Origin of the sequence: Sphingobium sp. SYK-6, assembly GCF_000283515.1 — a bacterium.
GTDB lineage: Bacteria > Pseudomonadota > Alphaproteobacteria > Sphingomonadales > Sphingomonadaceae > Sphingobium > Sphingobium lignivorans.
The window spans coordinates 3,301,796-3,322,016 of the sequence record NC_015976.1; the positions used below are offsets into that span (position 1 = coordinate 3,301,796).

General features: G+C 66.5%; 18 protein-coding genes, 1 tRNA gene and 1 riboswitch. Of the genes, 8 read left to right on the top strand and 11 right to left on the bottom strand.

Going from position 1 to position 20,221, the window contains the following annotated elements:
• Window positions 1-105: 105 nt before the first annotated feature.
• Complete coding sequence (locus SLG_RS15145; protein ID WP_014077373.1) at window positions 106-2,193, bottom strand: ParB/RepB/Spo0J family partition protein; 2,088 nt, start codon at window positions 2,191-2,193, stop codon at window positions 106-108.
• Between the two features lie 555 nt (window positions 2,194-2,748).
• A tRNA-Gly gene (locus tag SLG_RS15150) sits at window positions 2,749-2,823 on the bottom strand.
• Between the two features lie 172 nt (window positions 2,824-2,995).
• On the opposite strand from SLG_RS15150, the gene SLG_RS15155 reads away from it, so the two are divergent.
• Both SLG_RS15155 and SLG_RS15160 read left to right on the top strand, forming a co-directional pair.
• The gene (locus SLG_RS15155; protein ID WP_014077374.1) at window positions 2,996-3,907 is read left to right on the top strand and encodes a tetratricopeptide repeat protein; all 912 of its coding nucleotides are present in this window, start codon (window positions 2,996-2,998) and stop codon (window positions 3,905-3,907) included.
• A 5-nt stretch (window positions 3,908-3,912) separates the two neighbouring features.
• Window positions 3,913-4,533: an LON peptidase substrate-binding domain-containing protein gene (locus tag SLG_RS15160; RefSeq protein WP_148276616.1), complete on the top strand. Its 621-nt coding sequence runs from the start codon at window positions 3,913-3,915 to the stop codon at window positions 4,531-4,533.
• A gap of 104 nt (window positions 4,534-4,637) precedes the next feature.
• Here SLG_RS15160 and SLG_RS15165 read toward each other — a convergent pair whose 3' ends face one another.
• The 7 genes from SLG_RS15165 to SLG_RS15195 all read right to left on the bottom strand — a co-directional run bounded on the left by SLG_RS15165 (window position 4,638) and on the right by SLG_RS15195 (window position 12,708).
• A complete protein-coding gene (locus tag SLG_RS15165; protein WP_014077376.1) occupies window positions 4,638-4,943 on the bottom strand; it encodes a PspC domain-containing protein in 306 nt (101 codons plus the stop codon).
• Between the two features lie 399 nt (window positions 4,944-5,342).
• Window positions 5,343-6,551: an FAD-dependent monooxygenase gene (locus SLG_RS15170; RefSeq protein WP_014077377.1), complete on the bottom strand. Its 1,209-nt coding sequence runs from the start codon at window positions 6,549-6,551 to the stop codon at window positions 5,343-5,345.
• 95 nt (window positions 6,552-6,646) lie between these two features.
• Window positions 6,647-7,405, bottom strand: a complete 759-nt coding sequence (locus SLG_RS15175; RefSeq protein WP_014077378.1) for an ABC transporter ATP-binding protein — start codon at window positions 7,403-7,405, stop codon at window positions 6,647-6,649.
• Window positions 7,405-8,373: a FecCD family ABC transporter permease gene (locus SLG_RS15180; protein ID WP_014077379.1), complete on the bottom strand. Its 969-nt coding sequence runs from the start codon at window positions 8,371-8,373 to the stop codon at window positions 7,405-7,407. The genes SLG_RS15175 and SLG_RS15180 overlap by 1 nt, the downstream gene beginning before the upstream one ends.
• Complete coding sequence (locus tag SLG_RS15185) at window positions 8,370-9,203, bottom strand: ABC transporter substrate-binding protein (RefSeq protein ID WP_014077380.1); 834 nt, start codon at window positions 9,201-9,203, stop codon at window positions 8,370-8,372. The genes SLG_RS15180 and SLG_RS15185 overlap by 4 nt, the downstream gene beginning before the upstream one ends.
• Entirely contained in the window at window positions 9,203-11,011 is a 1,809-nt protein-coding gene (locus tag SLG_RS15190) for a TonB-dependent receptor plug domain-containing protein (protein ID WP_231848690.1), read from the bottom strand. Before SLG_RS15190 ends, SLG_RS15185 begins: the two co-directional genes overlap by 1 nt.
• 180 nt (window positions 11,012-11,191) lie before the next feature.
• A riboswitch (cobalamin riboswitch) is annotated at window positions 11,192-11,413 on the bottom strand.
• Between the two features lie 74 nt (window positions 11,414-11,487).
• Entirely contained in the window at window positions 11,488-12,708 is a 1,221-nt protein-coding gene (locus tag SLG_RS15195; RefSeq protein WP_014077382.1) for a DUF418 domain-containing protein, read from the bottom strand.
• A gap of 58 nt (window positions 12,709-12,766) precedes the next feature.
• Between SLG_RS15195 and SLG_RS15200 the strand changes: the two genes are divergently transcribed.
• Both SLG_RS15200 and SLG_RS15205 read left to right on the top strand, forming a co-directional pair.
• Window positions 12,767-13,531 carry a methyltransferase domain-containing protein gene (locus SLG_RS15200; RefSeq protein WP_014077383.1) on the top strand — a complete coding sequence of 255 codons (765 nt, stop codon included), beginning with the start codon at window positions 12,767-12,769 and terminating at the stop codon, window positions 13,529-13,531.
• Window positions 13,524-14,066: a GNAT family N-acetyltransferase gene (locus tag SLG_RS15205; protein WP_014077384.1), complete on the top strand. Its 543-nt coding sequence runs from the start codon at window positions 13,524-13,526 to the stop codon at window positions 14,064-14,066. The genes SLG_RS15200 and SLG_RS15205 overlap by 8 nt, the downstream gene beginning before the upstream one ends.
• A gap of 36 nt (window positions 14,067-14,102) precedes the next feature.
• Here the strand turns inward: SLG_RS15205 and purL are convergent, their stop codons facing one another.
• Window positions 14,103-16,334, bottom strand: a complete 2,232-nt coding sequence (purL, locus tag SLG_RS15210; protein ID WP_014077385.1) for a phosphoribosylformylglycinamidine synthase subunit PurL — start codon at window positions 16,332-16,334, stop codon at window positions 14,103-14,105.
• Window positions 16,335-16,446: 112 nt separating this feature from the next.
• Between purL and SLG_RS15215 the strand changes: the two genes are divergently transcribed.
• Both SLG_RS15215 and SLG_RS15220 read left to right on the top strand, forming a co-directional pair.
• Entirely contained in the window at window positions 16,447-17,826 is a 1,380-nt protein-coding gene (locus SLG_RS15215; protein ID WP_014077386.1) for a hypothetical protein, read from the top strand.
• A gap of 140 nt (window positions 17,827-17,966) precedes the next feature.
• Complete coding sequence (locus SLG_RS15220; protein ID WP_014077387.1) at window positions 17,967-18,479, top strand: nuclear transport factor 2 family protein; 513 nt, start codon at window positions 17,967-17,969, stop codon at window positions 18,477-18,479.
• Window positions 18,480-18,558: 79 nt separating this feature from the next.
• On the opposite strand, the gene SLG_RS15225 is transcribed toward SLG_RS15220, so the two are convergent.
• Complete coding sequence (locus SLG_RS15225) at window positions 18,559-18,942, bottom strand: hypothetical protein (protein ID WP_014077388.1); 384 nt, start codon at window positions 18,940-18,942, stop codon at window positions 18,559-18,561.
• A gap of 123 nt (window positions 18,943-19,065) precedes the next feature.
• Here SLG_RS15225 and SLG_RS15230 point away from each other — a divergent pair, with 123 nt between their 5' ends.
• Both SLG_RS15230 and SLG_RS15235 read left to right on the top strand, forming a co-directional pair.
• Window positions 19,066-19,311, top strand: a complete 246-nt coding sequence (locus tag SLG_RS15230) for an exodeoxyribonuclease VII small subunit (RefSeq protein WP_014077389.1) — start codon at window positions 19,066-19,068, stop codon at window positions 19,309-19,311.
• Between the two features lie 7 nt (window positions 19,312-19,318).
• Window positions 19,319-20,221 (top strand): polyprenyl synthetase family protein, encoded by a 903-nt coding sequence (locus tag SLG_RS15235; RefSeq protein WP_014077390.1) that lies wholly within the window; start codon window positions 19,319-19,321, stop codon window positions 20,219-20,221.

The window sequence follows — 20,221 nt, forward strand, 5'->3', positions numbered from 1 at the left end:
TCTCCATGACAAAGCGGCCGCGCCCGACACCGGGCGCGGCCGCGAATTTTCTGGCCTCGGGCAAATGGGAAGCCGGAGCCGCCAAGGCGGCCCCGGCTCCTTCACTTATTCAGCGGCAATCGAATAGGCGGCTTCATCCTCCACCGTTTCGACCTCCACGGCCTCGCCGTCCTGCGCTTCGGTATTGGGGGCCTCCGCTTCGGACGGCTGCGCGGTCCCTTCTGCGTCCTCCGCCTCGACGGGTTCGGCTTCCGGTTCCGGCGTCCGCAGCGCAGTGGGAAGCCAGCCCATCCCGGCTAGAAGCTGCTCGGCGGCGTCCGCCATTTCCGGCTTCTTCTTGTCCGCGATACGGCGGGCCGCATCTTCCGACACGCCATCGACCACGGCTTCGAGGATATGCGCCTTGGTGATACGGCCAAGATAGCTGCCCACGGTCGGCGTCCAGTCCTTCGCCATGTCGAGCCGCAACGCCGTCGCGAGCCTGTCCGCCGTTTTCAGCGTCCGGGGCTTGCGATCCCACGGAAGGCGCAGGGCGTTGACGGTGCAGGACACGCAATGCGCCAGCAGCGCCAGCCGCTCCCCATCGTCCAGTGCGACGATGAAGCCCCACAAGTCGGCCACGTCGCGCGGCATCCGCTCGGCCCACGCCTCATGCGCCTCGTTCGCCCGCGCTGCCAGCGGGGTATCCTCGATCCCCGGCGCATGACTGCCTAGCGGCGTCACGGTCGGACGGACTTCAAGGCAACCGGCTTCCGCATAGCTGTAGAACAGTTGCGCGGTCAGCGTGTGGGTCAACGCGATCAACGCCATATCGGGCTGCTCGCCAAGCGCCACGCGAAGGGCAAGCGTCCGGTGGGCGGATAGGTCGCGAATGAGACTGTCGGAAATGGGCTTGCCCGCTTCCTCGTCCTCGATTTCCTCCGCGTCTTCCTCGGCATCGTCATCCTGCTCATTCGCCACGGCGTTCGGCTCGATCATGTCGGCCTCGTCTTCGGGCTGCGGATCGGCAAGCGCCTCGTCCTCGGGGCGGACGAAACCGCGCTCGATCCTCACCGTGCCGTCGTGGCGCAGCACGACGAACGCCCCGCCATGCGCAATGACATTGGCGTCATAGGCATGGCGCTTGGCCGAAATCGTGTCGATCTCGTCGGACACCGCTTCCAGCTTCGCCGCCACATCCTCGGGCATTTCGTCATAGGACGAATAGCCTTCGGCAAGCTCGTCATGCTCGGTGGACAGCGTATCCAACCGGGCCTCGTCTTCGTCGGACAGTTCGACCGGCTCCGGGTAGAAGCGCCGCATCCCATGCGAATGAGGGTAGTCAATATGGGCCTCGGTCCATTTCCAGCCCTCGGCCAACACCTCACCCGCGATCTCGCGCAGCTTCTCGGTCGCGAGCATATCGAGCAAACCCGCATCCTCGAAGAAACCGCCTTGGTCGTCGGTGAACAGGTCGCGGATGATGTTGCCGCCCGCTTCAAGATAGGCATCGGCCCCCACGAACACCGCACAGCGGCTATCTGCGGGCACGTTACCAGCGGTCATGTCGCGGCGGATGATCCACGGCTCGCGATTATGATGCAGGTTCTCGAAAACCTGCTCCTGTCGAGCATGGTCCTCGGTAATGGCAAAGGCCATCAACTGATCCAAGGTCAAGCCGTCCTCGCGATAGACCTCCAACAGCTTCGGGCTGACGCTACCAAGCCGTAGCCGCTGCTTCACCACATTACCGGACACGCCGAACCGCGCACCGATTTCCTCCGCGCCCCATCCTTTGGCCTCGGACAGCTCATGGAACCGCTCGAACTGGTCTGCGGGGTGCATCGGGGTCCGGGTGACATTCTCGTCCAGACTGATCTCGGACGCATCATTCTCGGTGTCGAGGCGGCAGCGAACCGGGTGGTTCTTCCTGATCTGCTTGCGCTTGGCGCGCAACAGATAGGCCAGCCTGCGGCCTTCGCCAGCGCTGACGAGATAAGCACCAGTCGGCTTGTCGCCCTTCATCTCCGGCTCGATCACGAGATTCTGGATAAGGCCCTTGTGCGCTATGGAAGCGGCCAACGCCTCGATGGCGGCTTCGCCATGCGGCACCTTGCGAGCGTTCTTGGGGGACTTCTTGAGCTTGTTCAGCGGCACGAAGATTTCTATGCCCGACACAGGCTCGGCAGCGGTCATTTCGGTAACAGCGTTCATCGCTTTTCTCCTTCAAACCGCACTCACCCCGGAATGGGGTGGGCGGCGAAGAAGCGACCGGCAGGCCCGCCGGCATAGCCGGGGCGCACCCGGAGGGCTGGAACGCAGAGGAGGTAAGCGCGCCTTGCGCGCGTTGCGCCCCGGCGCGGCGGGCCTAAAGGGAAGCGGCGCCCACCCCATCGACGGGGAGAGACACAACAGACGCGATTGGGCCGGCGAATGCCCTGGCCCGATCTCCGAAATCTCAAGGAAGCTGCAAATCCGCTATCGCGGATTTACGCATCGGCGCGAAGGCGCCGACCGGGGCGTTGCGGGGTATCCCCGCAGAAGGGGTAGCGGGAGACTTACAGGCTCCCGGTCAGGGGAAGGCTTTCCCCTCCAGCACGTCGATTCTCATAGAAACGATTTCGGCTGCTGAAGCTGAAACGAAGGAATGGGAGCTACGATAGGTGTCCACGGCTCCAGATTGGTGGACACCAGGTGGACACCAATAAATTCCGAGACGAACTCGCCCCTGAGGGCGATCGCATAGGCAATTGATTTTTCTTGGAAAACTGGAGCGGGCGAAGGGATTCGAACCCTCGACCCCAACCTTGGCAAGGTTGTGCTCTACCCCTGAGCTACGCCCGCTCTGGCGGACCGGAGAGTTGCCCCCGGTCGGGTGAGCGGCGCACCTAGCACCGCCTCCCGAGGGCGGCAAGCCCCTTTTTCATCTCCTCAAAGAATTCGCCGCGCCCTTGCGAAGGAGGCGCGTTCCACCCCATATGGGCCCAGTCAAACGGGCGCAGCAGGAGACAGGAACGTGGCCACTCTCGGGTTGAGCGAGCAAGACAAGCAAGCCGTTGCGGACTTCCGCCGCGACGTCGTCGAGCCGTCGCAGACCAAGCTCGTGCTCGTCGATTTCTGGGCGGAATGGTGCGGCCCCTGCAAGCAGCTCTCGCCGGTGATCGAGAAGATCGCGGCCGAATATGCTGATCGCGGCGTCCTGCTGGTCAAGATCAATGTCGACGAGAACCGCTTCATCGCCAGCCAGTTCCGGGTCCAGTCGATCCCCACGGTCTATGCCGTCTTCCAGGGGCAGCCGGTGGCCGATCTCACTCAGGCCCGGACGGAAAGCCAGTATCGCCAGATGCTGGACCAGATCCTCGCCCAGTTGCCGATCGAGAGCGAAGCCGGGCAGCGCGCGCAGGATCTCGAGCCGTTGCTTGCCATGGGCGAAGAAGTGCTGAACGCAGGCGACGCGGAGCGTGCCCTCGCCATCTTCGCGCAGATCAGCGAGATGGCACCGGAAAGCGCGGAGGCTGTTGGCGGCCAGATCCGTGCGATGGCGGCGCTGGGCCTTGCCGACGAGGCCGAGGCGCTCATCACCTCGCTCCCGCCCGAGCTATCGAAAGAGGCCGCCATCGAGCGTGGCCGGTCGGCGATCGCGCTTGCCCGGTCCGCCAAGCCGGGCATCGACGTTGCGCCCCTCCAGGCCCGGCTCGAGGCGAACCCGGACGATCATGAAGCCCTGTTCGAGCTGTCCTCCGCCTATATGGCCAATGGCGATCGCGATGCGGCAGCGGATGCCCTGCTCCGGAGCATCGAGAAGGATCGGTCCTGGGAGGATGGGAAGGCCCGCGCGCAGCTTCTCCAGCTCTTCGAGGTGGTGGGTCTTGAGGATCCCTGGGTCGCTGCCCAGCGGCGCCGCTTGTCCGCCATCCTCTTCGCGTAAGCCATATCGTGGGACGGCGCCTGGCGATCTTCCCTTTGGGTGGCGCGATCCTGTTCCCGCGCATGCATCTGCCCCTGCACATTTTCGAGCCGCGCTATCGTGCGATGGTGATGGAGGCCATGGCGCGAGACCGCCGGATCGGCATGATCCAGCCGAGCGGCCCGGGCGAGCCTGCGCCGCTTTATTCCGTTGGCTGCGTCGGGCGCATTGCCGAGGTTGAAGCGCTGGAGGACGGGCGCTTCAACATCATTCTGACGGGAGAGACGCGGTTCCGCGTCGCGCGCGAGCTCGACGTGACCACCCTGTTCCGGCAAGTCGAGGCCGAACTGCTGGATGAAGAGGAAGCGGAGCCCCAATTCCTGGCGCCCAGCGAACGTGCAGCGCTCGAAGAGGAGGCCCGGACCTTCGCGGACGCTCTCGGCTATGCCGTGGAATGGGATGCCGTTGCCACGCTGGACGATGAGACGCTGGTCAACGCCATTGCCCAGATCGCGCCGTTCGACACCGCTTCGAAGCAGGGCCTGCTCGAGGCGGAAGGCCTCTCTCAGCGCTCGGAAATGACCATCCAACTCATGCAGTTCTTCCGTCGCGGCGAGGACGGGCAGGGAAGCATGCGCCTACACTGAGGCTCCCTGCCTACGACAGCCTGCACCCTGGACGCATCAGAGCGCGGGAGCAGGCTGTGTGGAACCGTCGGCGCCCGGATGAGGCGTCGCGACGGACCGGAAGGTCAGGCCGCGACTGCGACGGGGAGCATGTCGTCATTCTCGGCATCGACCGACTCAGATGCCGATACAGTCGATACGGGCTGCGGGACGGCAAGCTTGCGCGGCGCCTTAAAGAGGAGCCGGCTCGCCAGCACGATTGCGCCCGCGGCGAGATAAAGCGCGACCGCAGCCGTCAGATTGAAGAAGACCAGAGTCGCGAAGGCCACCCGCAGCCATGTGGGGTTGACGCCCAGATCCTCACCGATCGCTTCGCAGACGCCCAACAGGGTATCGTTCCGGGCGACGAGGGAAGGCTGGTAGGTCTGCATATCTGGCTCCTGTAATCTCGTTTGGCCGGACAGTCGGCCATCTGTTGTCTTGCTCTATGCAGGGACCGTGCCATTCCCGAGAATGGCTGTTTTCCGCCCTTTCTATAGACGCACCGTCTCATGCTCGGCTCCACAACTCAGTGCCGGGTGCCAAATGTTGGCGTTTTCCCCATGTTGGTGAAGTGTCGATGCAAGACCGCGATGGGCCGCATTGTGCACTGCAACACGTTAACCGCGCATGTACGTGCCTCCTGCGCGAGCGGAAAGCCTGCAGATCGAAGAGGCGCGAGCACGCGCCCTGGCGGATGCTTTCGCGAGATGGGGCGGGGCGGCCTCGCCGGGCGGACCGCTTGCGTCTTGCCGCGTGCAGGCTGGGGCCGCGCTTGCGGAACCGGGCAGCTAGATCGCTTCGCCCAGCAGGAGCCGCGGCTTGGCGCCGCTCTCCCCACGCGCTTCGGCCATGAAGCGGGACTTGAGCGGTTCGAGGCGCTGGACGGCGGAAAGGCCGGTCCGCCTCAGCAGGGAGGCCGGACGGCCGGGCACATCGAACAATCTCACCAGCCCGTCCATCATGATCGTCACGCTGAGCGAATCCAGGGCTCTCCAGCGCTGGTAGCGGGTGAGCAATTGTGCATCGCCCGGCTCGAGGCCGATGCGCATCCCCTCGACGATGACTTCCGCGAGGGCGGCGGCATCGCGATAGCCCAGATTGACGCCCTGCCCCGCAATCGGGTGGATGCCGTGCGCGGCATCGCCCACCAGCGCCAGGCGGCGATCAACGATCCGCGCGGCGCGGTGATACCCCAGCGGATAGCTCTGCACTGGTGCTGCCAGCTTGATCGCGCCGAGGAAACTGCCCATCCGCTTTTCCGCCTCGGCGAGAAGCGCCGCCTCCGGCAGCTTCATATAGGCGGGGGCATGGCCGGTGGGCACGGTCCAGACAATGGCCGAGCGGGTGCCGGGCAGCATCGGCAGCAGCGCGAAGGGGCCGCCGGGATAGAAGATCTCATAAGCGGTGTTGCCGTGCGCCGCCTCATGATCGATCGCCGTGACCAGCGCCGTGTGCGGATAGGACCATCGGGCGACGGGAATACCCGCCAGCTCGCGCGTGGGGCTGCCGCGCCCTTCCGCACCGACGAGCAGGCTTCCGGACAGCGCGGCGCCACTTGCCAGACGCACGCACACCCCGTGCTCCTCCCGCTCCACCGCCACAGCGCTGTCCGGCTGGAACCGGGTGATGCCGCTGGTCAAGCGTGCAGCCGCCTCGATGCCGATCCGCATGTCGCGGTTCGGGATCATGTAGCCCATGGAGCCATCGTCCGGATCGGGCGTGAAATCGAGCGCGCCGCCCGAAAGCCCTTCGCTCACCCAGATGCGGTCGATCGGGCAGATCTTGCCGTCCAGATGCGGGGCGACGCCGATCGCCTCGAACAGCTTCCAGCTCGCGCTGGCAATGGCCGAGACGCGTCCGTCGAAGCCGGGGGCCAGCGTGCCGGCCGGATCGGCGGGATCGATGACGGCGCTGGACACGCCATGGCGGCCCAGAGCGATGGCGAGACTGAGGCCGACCAGACCGCCGCCCAGGATGATGACGTCAAATCGCTGCATGCTGCCTCTCTAGCTCCGGCAATGGCGAAAGGCGACGGAAAATGCCGCACCCGCGTGGCGAGCGACAGCAGAATGATGGCCCGGAAGGGAGCACGTCAGACGCGCGGGCAGCTCACCAGCACTTCCCCTTCGTCGAGCCGCGCATAAGCGAATGCCACGCCGAACACCGTCTCCAGCGCTTGGGGCGTCATGACCGTTTTCGTGGGGCCCGCCGCCGCCAGCCGGCCACGATCGAGCAGGACCACCTCGTCGGCAAGTTGCGCCGCGAGCGCAAGATCATGCACCACCACCACGACGCCGATGCCCCGCGCGGCGATCCGCCGAAGCTGCATCATCAGCGCCTGACGATGAGCGATGTCGAGCGCCGCGAAAGGCTCGTCGGCCAGCAGCCAGCGCGGCTCTCCGGCCAGGACTCTCGCCAGCATCGCCCGCGAGCGCTCTCCCCCGGAGAGGGTCCCGGCGAGCCGATCGGCAAAGCCGGTCATGCCCGTCTCCTCCAGCGCTGTCGCGATGGCGCGCTGCCCCGCTTCGCTTTGTGCATCGCCATGCGGAACGCGGCCGAGGCTGGCGAGCGCGCGCACCGAAACGTTCCAGTGCAGCGGCGGGTCTTGAGGCAGATAGCCGATGTCCCGCGCGCGCACCTTCGCTGCACGGCCCGCCAAGGGCGCTTCATCGAGCAGCACATATCCACGCGCGGGCGGCAGAAGCCCGGCCAGGCAAGCGAGCAAAGTCGACTTGCCAGCGCCGTTGGGACCAATGATCGCCGTCACGCGTCCCGGCGCGAGCGACAGGTAGATGGAGTCGAGCAGGACGGCATCGCCTGCCTTCACATGCACGCCCTGAGCCGCAAGCATCAGACCAGCTCCCGCCGATAGCGCGCCAGCAGCGCGAAGAAGAACGGCGCGCCGATCAGCGCCATCGCGACGCCGAGGCGCAATTCCCCGGCACCGGGCGTGAGCCGCACCAGGCTGTCCGCGACCAGCACGAGCAGCGCACCGCCGAGCGCGGACGGCAGCAGCAGGCGGGAAGGCTCGGCGCCGAAGAAAGGCCGCAGCATGTGCGGCACCATCAGTCCCACAAAGCCGACAATGCCGGTGACCGCGACCGATCCCCCGACGGTAAACGCAAGCGCCACGGCCAGCATCCACTGCAGCCGGGCGAGATCGACACCGAGCGAGCGCGCCACCACCTCGCCAAGTGTCAACGCATCGATCGCGCGCCCCTGCGCGAGGACGAGCAGGCTTCCGGCAAGGACAAGAGGCGCGGCGATCCGCAGCTCCGCCCAACCCCGATCGGTCAGCGCGCCCATCAGCCAATTGATGATCTCCGAGGTCGCGAAGGGATTGGGCGCCAATGTGATGAGCAATGCGGTCAGGGCACCGGCAAGCGAGGACAGGACGGTCCCCGCCAGTACGAAAGCGACGGCGCCGGCGGTTCGGCCCGCCAGCAGGCCGAGCAACAGTACCGCGAGCGCGGCCCCCGCCATGGCAAAGGCCGCCACGATCTCGCCCGATGCACCCAGGCCGAGGAAAATCGCCGTCACCGCGCCAAGCGCGGCCAACGCGGAAATGCCGAGAATGGCCGGATCGGCGAGGGGATTGCGCGTGTAGCCCTGCAAGGCCGCACCGGAGAGGCCGAGGCCCGCGCCAATCGTCATCGCGAGCAGCGCGCGCGGGAGCCGCAGATCCATCATGATGATCGCGCGCGGATCGCCGCTCGCCATCCCCCCGATCGGCACCCAGACCTTGCCTGCGAGGAGCGCCAGCACGAACGCCAGCACGACGCCCGCGCACAGCAGCGCAAGTTTCCCGCCCCGGCTCATGCGCCTGTCGCCCCGCGCCGGATCGTCGCGAGCGTCCCGGCCGCTTCGATGAGATTGGGGCCAGCGCATTGCAGCAGGCGGGACGGAAAATCGACCACTCGCAGGCCCGGAACCCGCGCGAGCATCCCTTCGCGGGTGCCCGGACCGGCCCCATCCGTAAGCAGCAGATGCGGCGGCCGGGCGATCAATGGTTCCAGTGGCAGAATGTCCCACATCGCAAGGCCATACTCACGGCTCATGTTGCGGAAGCCGGTCCGCGCGAACAATTCGTCCGCCAGCGTCCCCTCCCCCGGCACCAGTCCGCCGCCCAGCCGAATGAGAGCCGGCACCGGCGGGCGGTCCGGTGCCGGCCGCGCTGCCGCCAATGCCGCGTCGATCCGTTCGAGCAGGCGCCTGCCCCGCGCCTCATGCCCGATGGCCCGCGCCACCTGCAGCACCTGCGCCCGGCTCTCCTCGATGGTAGCGGGCACGCCCACGCTCTCCACGCGGACGCCGGTGTCCGCGATGGCCCGCTGCGTCGCCGGGGCAACATGGGAGCCGAGCAGAACGAGATCAGGGCCCGCGGCGATCACTTCCTCCGCCGTGCCGCCATTGGCCGGGAAGCGCCGGGCCACATCCAGCGGAGCCGAGGTCGCACGAGGATCATGGCTATAGTGGCTGATCGAGAGGATCTGGCCCGGGTCGGCCACGGCCAGGAGAATGGCGTCGATACAGGGGTTGAGGGACATGACGCGCGGCAGCGTCCCTGCGTGATCGACGGGCGGCGTGGGCACGCGCGCCTCCCCGCAACCGGCGAGCGCCAGCAGCAATGCCAGCCCCCCCAGCCGCATCAGATCCTCACCCGGATACCGCCATAGGCGGCGCGGCCATAAGTCGCGTAGCCATAGGCCGTTTCGTAATCGGTATCGAAGGCATTCTCCAGCCGCCCGTAAAGCTCGATATGCTCGCTGATCGGCAGGCTCGCCCGCAGATCAACGAGCACATAGCCATCGAGCGTGCCGGCCGGCGCCACCGGATCGACCGCGTCGCTGGCCATGCGCAGCGAGACGCCGGTCGCGAGGCCGAAGCGCCAATGCTGGTCCACGGACGCACTGATGCCATGCACTGGGCGCCGGGCGAGATGCCGGTCGTAGTTCAGCGAGCCGAGCGAACGATCCCGAGTATCAACGAAGCTGTAGGCCAGCGCGAGATCGAGACTGTCGACCGGGCTCACCGAGACTTCCAGCTCCACGCCCCGCGCCCTCGTGCGGGCCAGATTGGCGTAACGATAGGTCGCCATGTCGAAATCGATCTGGTTGCGGGTGGTGCGCGTGAACAGGGTCAGCGAGACACGGCCCCGCCCGTCCGCGATGCGCCGGTCCATCCCGAGATCGAAGCTCTCGGATCGCTCCGGCGCGAGGTCGCTCGTGCCGCTGAACGTGTCGTAGAGCTGATAGAGCGATGGCGTGCGGAAGCCCTCTCCATAAGCGAAGCGGATGCGCGTCCGCTCGTCCGCCAGCCCGAGATTGGCATTGGCGCCGAAGGTGGTGACGCCGCCGAAGGCGCTGTGCGAATCATGGCGCACGCCGCCGGTGAGCGAAAGCCGGCTCGTCGGCTTGAGGATCAGCATGCCATGCACGCTGTCCGTGTTCGCCTCGTGCCGTTCGTCCGACCCGAAACCGAAGAAGCGGTAATTCGGCGCATCATGCGTGTAGCCGAACATCAGGTCCACGCCGGATGCCGCCGCCACCTGGCCGCGATAGTCGATCCGCCAGTTTTCTCCACGATAGCCGAATTCGACAGGCCCGTCGGGCGCGTAGCGATAGTCGCGGCGATTGCCGAGATAGGTCACCGACAGGCGGCTGCGCAGCACGCCGCCGAAACTGCTGGCATTGAGGCCGGCATAGCCCGTCGCCTGACGGAACTTGCTGGTGTCGGCGCTGTCCGCCGGCGCTCCGAAGAAGCTGTCATAATCGAGCGTCGCGTCGATGGCATAGCCGCGCAGGTCGAGGCTGAGGCCAGCCCCCAGCGGCGCCTCGATGCGCGCATGCGCCGTCCAGTTCTCCAGCCCGTCGCGCTCGCTGGCGCCGAAGCGCGTGGCGGCGCTGGAGATGCCGTCGGTGCGCAGGCCTGCAATGCCTGCATCCACGCGCAGCTCTCCCGCCCGCCAGCCCAGATCGGCCGTCCCGCGCATCGTCTCGGCATAGCCGCCTTCAGCCGACCCGCGCAGGGACAAGCCCTCCGGCGCGTCCGGATCGCGCGTCGAGATGTCGATCACCCCGCCGATCGCTTCCGAACCATAAGGAACGGCATTGGAGCCGCGCATCACTTCGATCCGCCGGATGTTCCCCACGAGCAGATTGCCGAAATCCACCGCATCGGCCGTGCTGCCCGGATCATTGACCGGTACGCCGTCGATGAGCACCAGCGTCTGCCCGGTTTCCGCGCCACGCAGGGAAACCCCCGTCACCGCGCCCAGGCTGCCATTGCTGTTCACCCGCACGGAAGGGAGCCGGGCGAGCAGATCCCCCACGCTCCAGGACTGGCTGCGATCGATCGTCGCGCTGTCGATGATGCTGATCGCCTGCCCGCTCTCGTCCCGGTCCTGCGGGGCACCGGTGGCGGTGACGATGATCGTCTCCTGTATGGCCTGTGCCATTGCCGGAACCGGCATGAGCAAACCAAGCGCCGCGACGGGCACTGCCGAATGTCTTCTTCCTCGCGTCACATGACGTCCCTTGCCATGAGCCGCCCCCGGCTGAGTGGCCGGTGACGTCCTTCTGCCTTGTCGTCACACGAGGGTTTCGGCCCCGTTCGTCCGGCACATCCCGACCGGCGAAGGACAGACTGTCAACGGGCAGGTCTCCTGGCTCCCGGGTCAATGCATCCGCACCGCCTTCCCATGGCATTGGCCGGGGACATCCCGACCGCCACAGTGGCATGAAAGGCGCGTCACTCGCCGGTTACAGTTGCGGGAACAGCACCGGACTTGCGGCGGACCGCGCACCGGACTTCCCTTTTGCTCCCCGCTCGCGCGGGAACCCGTAACAGGGTGCTGTCTAGGCGACCGACTCGCCCCGGCGCAACCAGATATGGATGGCGGGCATGGCGCGCAGGGCGATGCCGCTGGGGTCCTCAGCCGGTTCGGCGGGCTGCCCAGCGCCACAGCCGTTCGGCAGGCCCCTGCCCGAACTGACGGCGCCACAGCGCGGACCAGGCGATCATCACGGCCATCATGGCCACGGCCACGAGCATGAGGCCCGCCCGGTCCAGCCGGCCGAACAGACCCGCACCATAACCGTAGAAGAGCGTGGTCATCGCGAGACTCGTGAGCAGATAGTTCGACAAGGCCAGACGACCGACCGATTCGATGAGCCGCACGGGCAGCGACTGGGACCGGGCAGCCGCGATCCCCATGGCGAGCGCCGCCAGTCCCACGGCAATGGGAAGGCGCAGGGGAATGGACCAGCCGAAAGCCGCCGACTGGGCCGCCAGAGGATCATGCGAGACGAGCACCCAGATCGCCAGCCCGCCCATGGGGACCAGCCCTACCAGCAAGGCGCGCCGCCACGTCGCCTGATAATGGGAAACCGCCCATTGCCCGGCCAGGAAACCGCCCTTCAGCATCGCCATGCCAAGCGCGGTAAAGGCCAGCATTTCCGGCAGGGAATAGACAAGCTGCCCAAGCATGTCGCTCGCGAAGGACGCGAAGCGCTCGCCGAAGATCTCGCTATAGCCGGACCGATAGCGGATGATTTCCCGGGCGACGGCACCGCTTTCGCCGATGCCCAGCTGATCGGCATATCCTTGCCAGCGCGCCACCGCAGCGGCGGATGCGCCGGGCGCCGCGGCTGCCGCGCGGACGCCGAAACCCGGCAGCGTGACGGACAGATTGATGATGGTCTGCAGGACCAGCAGCCCCAGCGAGAGCTTGATGAGGCCCAGCGTCTCCAGCCGCACGAAGAGCGTCGCGATGAGTCCGCAAAGCGCCAGCATCAGCAAGATGTCGCCGGACCACAGCAGGAGGTGATGCGCGAGGCCGATCGGCAGCAGCCACAGCATCCGCAGCCTATGAGCGCGCATGCCATCCCGGCCGGACATCTCGGCAGATTCCATGACGAGCAGCGTGGAGGCGCCGAGCAGCATGGCGAAGATGGCGCGCATCTTCCCGTCCACCAGCAGGAAAGTGAACAGCCAGGCGGCCAGATCGCTCGCCCCGGTCGTCCCCACCGTGAAGGGATTGAACAGCGCCGCAGAGGGCAATCCGAAAAGGACGATATTGGGAAACAGGATGCCCATCACCGCGCAACCGCGCAGGAAATCCAGCCCACCGATGCGAAAGCTCTCGTCTGCCATGGCGCTTCCTATCGTCTTTTGGCGTGACGTCCAGCCCCCGGCATGGCAAGCGCGGCGCATGCCCCCCGAACGCAAGGCACTGATCCGATCCGCCTTTGCCGCCGCGGCCGGGCAATATGATGCGCACGCCCCGGTCCAGCGCGCCGTCGCCGAGGATCTGGCAGCCTGGGCAGACGCGGCACGCCCCGCTGCGCCGGAGCGAATTCTCGAGATCGGGTGCGGGACGGGGCTTCTCACGGAGGAGCTGCGCCGCCGCTGGCCGCAGGCAGACCTCATCGCCACCGATCTCGCTCCGCAAATGGTGGATGCCACTGCCCGGCGGTGCCCCGGCGTGGAAACGATGGTGATGGACGGTGAGGCCCCTGCCTTTCGCGAAGCCGCTTTCGACCTCATCGTCTCCAGCCTGACGTTCCAGTGGTTCGAGGATCTCCCCGCCGCGCTATCGCGCTTGCATGCGCTGCTGCGGCCGGGCAGTAGCCTGTTCTTCTCGACCCTGGGCGCGGAGAGCTTCTCCGGCTGGCACAGGGCATATCAGCAGGCCAATATCACGGTCGGCCTTCCCGCCTATCCCGACGCAGGAGAATTGCGCGCGATGCTGAGCGTGATCGCCCCTCGCACCGAGGTCCGGGAGGACCATTATCACCTGCCATCCGTCGGGGGCCTCGCTCTCATGCGCCATTTCCGCGCGATCGGCGCGCAGGTGCCTCATCGGGGTTACCGGCCTCTCCCGCCGTCCGCTCTACGCCGCGTCGTCGATCATTTCGACCGGAGCGGCGGCGAGACGCTTTATCATGTTCTGTTCGGACGCATCGACAATGGCTGACACGATCCCTCCCCCTCGCATCCGGCGCGCAACGAGCGACGACGTTCCCGCGCTGGCCGCCCTGAAGCTGTGCTGCTTTCGCGAGACATTCCTGGAGGACTTCGCCGTCCCCTACCCGCCTGCGGACCTCGGCGTCTTCGAGCGGACCGCCTATGGAGAACCCACCATCGCTGCCGAGATCAGCGCGTCGGATCACGCCACATGGGTCTGCGAGGCGGGGGACGGGGCGTTGGTCGGCTATGCGCATGCCGGGCCGTGCAAGCTGCCGCACCCCGATGTGACGGACAGGTCAGGCGAGCTGTACCAGCTCTACCTGCGGCGGGATGCACAGGGCATGGGGCTCGGGCGGCGATTGGTCACCACCGCGCTCGACTGGCTCGATGAGCATTTCCCGGGGCCGCTCTGGCTGGGCGTCTGGTCCGGCAATGCGCGCGCGATTGCGGTGTATCAGTCGCTCGGCTTCCGGAGGGCAGGGGAATATCAGTTCAAGGTCGGCAATCACCGCGACGATGAATATATCCTGCGGCGCGACTGACCGGGAGCGCAGAAGGGTTCCCCCCGGCCGTTTCGCTCAGATCTCCGCGTCCATCAAGGCCGGGAAGAAACCTTCATGGGCCTTGCGCAGGTCGGCCAGCGAAACCGCGTGGTCGCTCTGCGGCAGCTCGAAGATCACCCGGTTGGCGATCGTCCGCCCCAGCCGCGCGACCTCGATGCCCTGCGCCTCGGCCTGGCTGAGCAGCTCGACCAGCGCGACATCGCGCGCCGTAATGACATAGAGCCCCTGGTCCTCGGCGAAATAGGTCTGCGCGGCGGTGCCCGAAAGCGGCTGGTCCAGGATCGCGCCGATGCCGCTCGCCAGCGCCATTTCCGCGACGGCGACCGCGACGCCGCCGTCCGACACGTCATGGCATGCCGTGATGGCGCCGCACTGGATGGCGCTGCGAATGAAGGTTCCGGTCCTGCGTTCCGTCTCGAGGTCGACGCGCGGTGGTGGCCCGGCGTCCTTTCCTTCGATGCCATGGCATTCGCGCAGCCAGAGCGACTGGCCGAGATCGCCATGCCTCTCGCCGACCAGCAGGATGATGTCCCCCGTGCCCTTGAACGCGATCGTGCACATGCGATCGATATCGCCGAGCAGCCCGACGCCGCCGATCGCCGGCGTCGGCAGGATGGCGCTGCCCCCGCCCGTCGCCTTCGACTCGTTGTAGAGGCTGACATTGCCGGACACGATGGGGAAATCGAGCGCGGTGCAGGCTTGCGCCATGCCTTCGATGCAGCCCACGAACTGGCCCATGATCTCGGGGCGCTGCGGGTTGGCGAAGTTCATGCAGTCCGTCGTGGCGAGCGGCGTGGCGCCGACCGCCGTGATGTTGCGCCAGCATTCCGCGATCGCCTGCTTTCCACCTTCGACCGGATCGGCAAAGCAGTAGCGCGGCGTGCAGTCCGTGCTGATCGCCAGGCCCTTGCTGGTGCCGTGGACGCGCACCACGGCGGCATCGCCACCGGGGCGCTGCAGCGTGTCGGCGCCGACCATATGATCATACTGCTCCCAGATCCACCGGCGCGAGGCGAGGTCCGGCGAGCCCATCAGCCTGAGCAGGTCGGCGGCGGGATCGGCACTGTCCGGCACCGTCGCGAGCGGCGCGAGCGCGGGCGTCGGGACATGGGGCCGGTCATAGACCGGCGCGTCATCGGCAAGCGGGCCCAGCGGAATGTCGCACACCGTCTCGCCATGATGGACGAGCACCATCCGCCCGGTATCGGTCACTTCGCCGATCACGGCGAAATCCAGCTCCCATTTGCGGAAAATGGCTTCCGCGAAAGCCTCCCTGCCCGGCTTGAGCACCATGAGCATGCGCTCCTGGCTTTCCGAGAGCATCATCTCATAGGCCGTCATGCCCGCTTCCCGCTGGGGAACCTTGTCCATGTCCAGCCGGATGCCGACGCCGCCCTTGCTGGCCATTTCGACCGAGGATGAGGTGAGGCCCGCGGCGCCCATGTCCTGAATGGCGACGATGGCATCGGACGCCATGAGTTCGAGGCACGCCTCGATCAGCAGCTTCTCCGTGAACGGATCGCCAACCTGCACGGTGGGCCGCTTCTCCTCGCTGTCCTCGCCGAAGTCGGCCGAGGCCATGGTCGCGCCATGGATGCCGTCCCGTCCGGTCTTGGAACCGACATAGACGATCGGATTGCCGACGCCGGAGGCGGCCGAATAGAAAATCTTGTCGGTCTCGGCCACGCCCACCGTCATCGCATTGACGAGGATGTTGCCGTCATAGGCCGGATGGAAGTTGGTCTCGCCGCCCACCGTGGGCACGCCCACGCAATTGCCATAGCCGCCAATGCCGCGCACCACGCCCGCGATGAGGTGCTTCATCCGGGGATGATCGGGGCGACCGAAACGCAGCGCGTTCATGTTCGCGACCGGACGGGCGCCCATGGTGAACACGTCGCGCAGGATGCCGCCCACGCCGGTCGCGGCGCCCTGATAGGGCTCGATATAGCTGGGGTGGTTATGGCTCTCCATCTTGAAGATGGCGGCCTGCCCGTCGCCGATGTCGATCACGCCGGCATTCTCGCCGGGCCCGCAGATCACCCAGGGCGCCTTTGTCGGCAGCTTCTTCAGATGGATGCGGCTCGACTTGTACGAGCAATGCTCGCTCCACATCACGGAAAAGATGCCCAGCTCGGTCAGATTGGGCTCTCGGCCGATCGCCTGGACGATTCGGTCATATTCTTCCGGCGTGAGCCCATGATCCGCGACGATCTGGGGCGTGATGGCGGGCGTGTTGGTTGACATGCTGCGCCTTTATCGCTGCATCCCGGACGGCACAACCATGCTCGGCGGCGTTTGCGCAGATTTGCGCGGCGCGCACTCGACAGGTAGCGGGCGAGGCGCCAGAGTGAGGGCCATGCACTTGAACGGACACCCCCGCTTTCGCGCCGCCCGCCCCTTCCAGGCCGCTGCCGCCCTCGCCATTCTCCTCTCCGCCGGCAGCGCGACCGCGCAACCGTCCAGCGCCCCGCAGCGCGGCGCCACGCAGGCGCGGGACGACAGCAGCGAAGCGAGCCGCGCCCTGGCAGAGCTGGCCCGCGCCTTTCTTTCCCTGGCGCTGGAAGTCGGCACGCACGAAGCGGAATATGTCGATGCTTATTATGGGCCGGCCTCCCTGAAAGCGGCGGCGGAAAGCGCGCCCCGTTCCCGCGAGGACCTGCAGAAGGCGGCGGAAGCGGCGGTCGAGCGGATCGATGCCTTGTCGCCGGCCTTGCGCGCGCCGCAGGATCAGGCCCGCGCCAAGGCCCTTCGCGGCTTCTATCGCGCAGCTGCCACGCGCCTCGCCATGATCGGCGGCGCGCGCTTCCCGTTCCTTGATGAAGCGGAAGGCCTGTTCGGCATCCGGCCCGATCTCAAGCCGCTCTCTCATTATGATGACTTGCTGGCCCGGCTCGAGACATTGCTGCCCGGTCCGGGCACGTTGGCCGCGCGGGTCGATGCCTTTCAGGATCGCTATGTCGTGGCCAAGGATCGCGTGCCGGCCGTCATGGAAGCGGCGATCGGAGAGTGCCGCCGGCGCACGCTTGCCCATTTCGACCTGCCGGCCGACGAGAGCTTCGACATGGGGTTCGTCACGGACAAGCCATGGTCCGGCTACAATTACTACAAGGGCGCCTTCCACAGCCGCATCGAGATCAACATGGACCTGCCCGCCAGGGTCGGCCGCGCGGTCGACCTTGGATGCCATGAAGGCTATCCCGGCCACCATGTGCTCAACATCATGATCGAGCGGACGCTCGTCGGACAGCGGGGCTGGCAGGAATATCAGGTCAATCCGCTCTACTCGCCGCAGAGCCTGATTGCCGAGGGCAGCGCCAATTACGGCATCGACCTCGCATTCCCGGGCGAGGAGCAGCTCGCTTTCGAGCGGGATGTGCTCTTCCCGCTCGCCGGGCTGGATCCCGCCGGCGCCGAGGCGCTGTGGAAGGTCCGCAAGGCAACGGAGGAGCTGGGCGGCGCGCGCATGACCATCGCGAAAATGTATCTCGATGGCGAAGTCGACCGGGCGACCGCCCTGGAACTGCTGAAGACCTATCAGCTGGTGAGCGCCGAGCGGGCCGAGCAGTCACTCGGTTTCATCGAGCATTACCGCAGCTACGTCATCAATTATCATCTCGGCCGCACCCTGGTGCACGACTATGTCGAGCACGGCGCGCCCGACGAGTCGACGCGCTGGGAGCGGATGCGCCATGTGCTGTCCGACGCGGTCCTGCCCACGGACCTGCTGGTTCGCTGACACTGGTCCGGACCGCGCGCTGTCTGCCCATGCAAAGAAGGTTTCATTTCCCTTCCTCTCCAGACTAGCCTTCTCCCCGGCAATCAAGCATCCTGCCCGCGATACCAATGGATCCGGGGAGAACCCGGGGAGAGGACATCATGCTTCGTCATTCGCTCGCCGCCCTCGCCTTGCTCAGCCTTGCAGCGCCCATGCCCGCCCAGGCGCAGGAGCCGGTCACCGGAGTCGACAATCCGGAAGCGCTCTTCACGGACAGCGACCCGGTTCTACACCGCAACAAACAGGCTGCGCTCCACATCATGCGGGAATTGCTGCAGTGCAATCACTGGAGCGACGCCGGGCAATGGCTCACGGAGCGCTACATCCAGCACAATCCGAATGTGGTATCCGGCCTTGCGCCGGTCATGAAATATTTCGGCAGCCGGCCGCGGACCGAACCTTGCGGTCCCTTGAAGACGCCCATCGTCGCCGTCTTTGCGCAGGGCGACCTCGTCTCCGTCGTGATGGGCCGGACTCTCCCTCACCCGACCGAGCCCGGCAAGACCTACTCGACGAGCTGGTTCGACATGTGGCGCTTCGTGGACGGCAAGGCCGACGAGCATTGGGACGCGGCAGAACTGGCCCGGCCAAGGCCCGCGCCGGCGGCGAAATGACGACGGGCCAATGAAAAGGCCGGCTCTCGCGGAGCCGGCCTGAAAAAGAGCGAAAGAAACGGAACGACCGCTCGCCGGCTCAGCCGGTCTTGCAGGTCTGGCCGTTGTAGCTGATCTCGTCGCCCGAACCGGTGATGGTCGTGGCGCCATCGGCCGAGACGAAAGGCTCCCCGGCCTCCGGAGCGGCGAGGTGGACCACCGGCGCATCCTTGGCGGAGCGGAAGTTGGCCGTCTTGTCGTCGGTCATGAAATCGACGAAAATCAGGCTGTTGTCCTTGCACCGATAGGTGTGGCTGGCCTTGATCATCGGCACGGCCGGCGGCGGCGCGGCATTCGCCAGCTCTTCGGCCGTCGGATCGTCGGCGCTCATGTTGGAGGAATCCGGCTCGCTGTTGCAGGCAGCCAGGGTGAGGAGCGAGGCGCAAAGCGCCATCGATATTGCGGTGCGACGTGAGTTTTTCATAGCCCTCTCTCTATTTCGTGCTGCATTTGCGTGGTCAACTCAATTTCCGCGACAGCCGGGCATTTTTCCTTTGGATGATGAGAGCGCTTGACCCTGTGCGGGAGGCGGGTCAATGCAGGGACCATGGCTGACAGCGCCGAAACCCAGATGTTAAGCTTCGAGGATGCGCTCCGACGCCTGGAAGCCATCGTCCAGCAGCTTGAGCGCGGCGACGTGCCTCTCGAGCAGTCCATCACGCTCTATGAAGAGGGAGACCGACTGCGCGCTCAGTGCCAGCGCCGCCTTGAAGCCGCGCAGGCCCGGATCGAGCAGATCGTGAGCAATGCTGGCGGCGACGCAACCAAGACGGCTCCTTATCCGGTCGAATGACAGTCTGATGCGCATCGACGCGCCGCCCCGGCTTCCCGCAGCCATGGCCGCCATGGCCGAGGCGATCGATCGTCAGTTCGATCAGTGTCTCGCGCTGCCGGAGGACCAGCGTGCCCGGCTCTACGCCGCGATGCGCCATAGCGCGATCGGCGGCGGCAAAAGGCTGCGCCCCCTGCTCGTCCAGGCGAGCTGCGACCTGTTCAACGTGTCGTTCGAGAGCGCCGTGCGCACTGGCCTCGCCGTCGAGTGCATTCACGTCTACTCCCTGATCCATGACGATCTCCCGGCGATGGACAATGACGATCTGCGCCGGGGCAAGCCGACGACACATCGCGCCTTCGACGAAGCGACAGCCATTCTCGCCGGGGATTGCCTGCACGACCTGGCCTATTCCATCCTCGTCGACGAGCGAACGCATCCCGATCCTTTCGCGCGCTGCGAGCTGGTGAAGGCACTGGCCGCGGCGAGTGGGCCGGGCGGCATGGCGGGCGGCCAGATGATGGACCTGATCGCCGAGACCATGGCCTTCGACCTCGCCACGGTCACGCGCATGCAGCAGCTCAAGACAGGCGCGCTGATCCTGTTCTGCGTCGAGGCTGGCGCGATTCTGGCGCGGGTGCCGGAGGACAAGCGGGTCGGTCTGCGCGGCTATGCCCATGACCTCGGCCTTGCCTTCCAGATCGCGGACGATCTGCTTGACGTGGAAGGCGATGCCGAAACGACCGGAAAGGCCGTGGGCAAGGATGCCGTGGCCGGCAAGGCGACGTTCGTCTCGCTGATGGGGCCGGCGCAGGCGCGCGCACAGGCGGAGATGCTGGTCGCGCAGGCGAAGGATCATCTCCATGGCTTCGGCAGCGAAGCGGCGTTGCTGCGCGAGATCGCGGACTTCGCCATCGCGCGCAAGCACTGA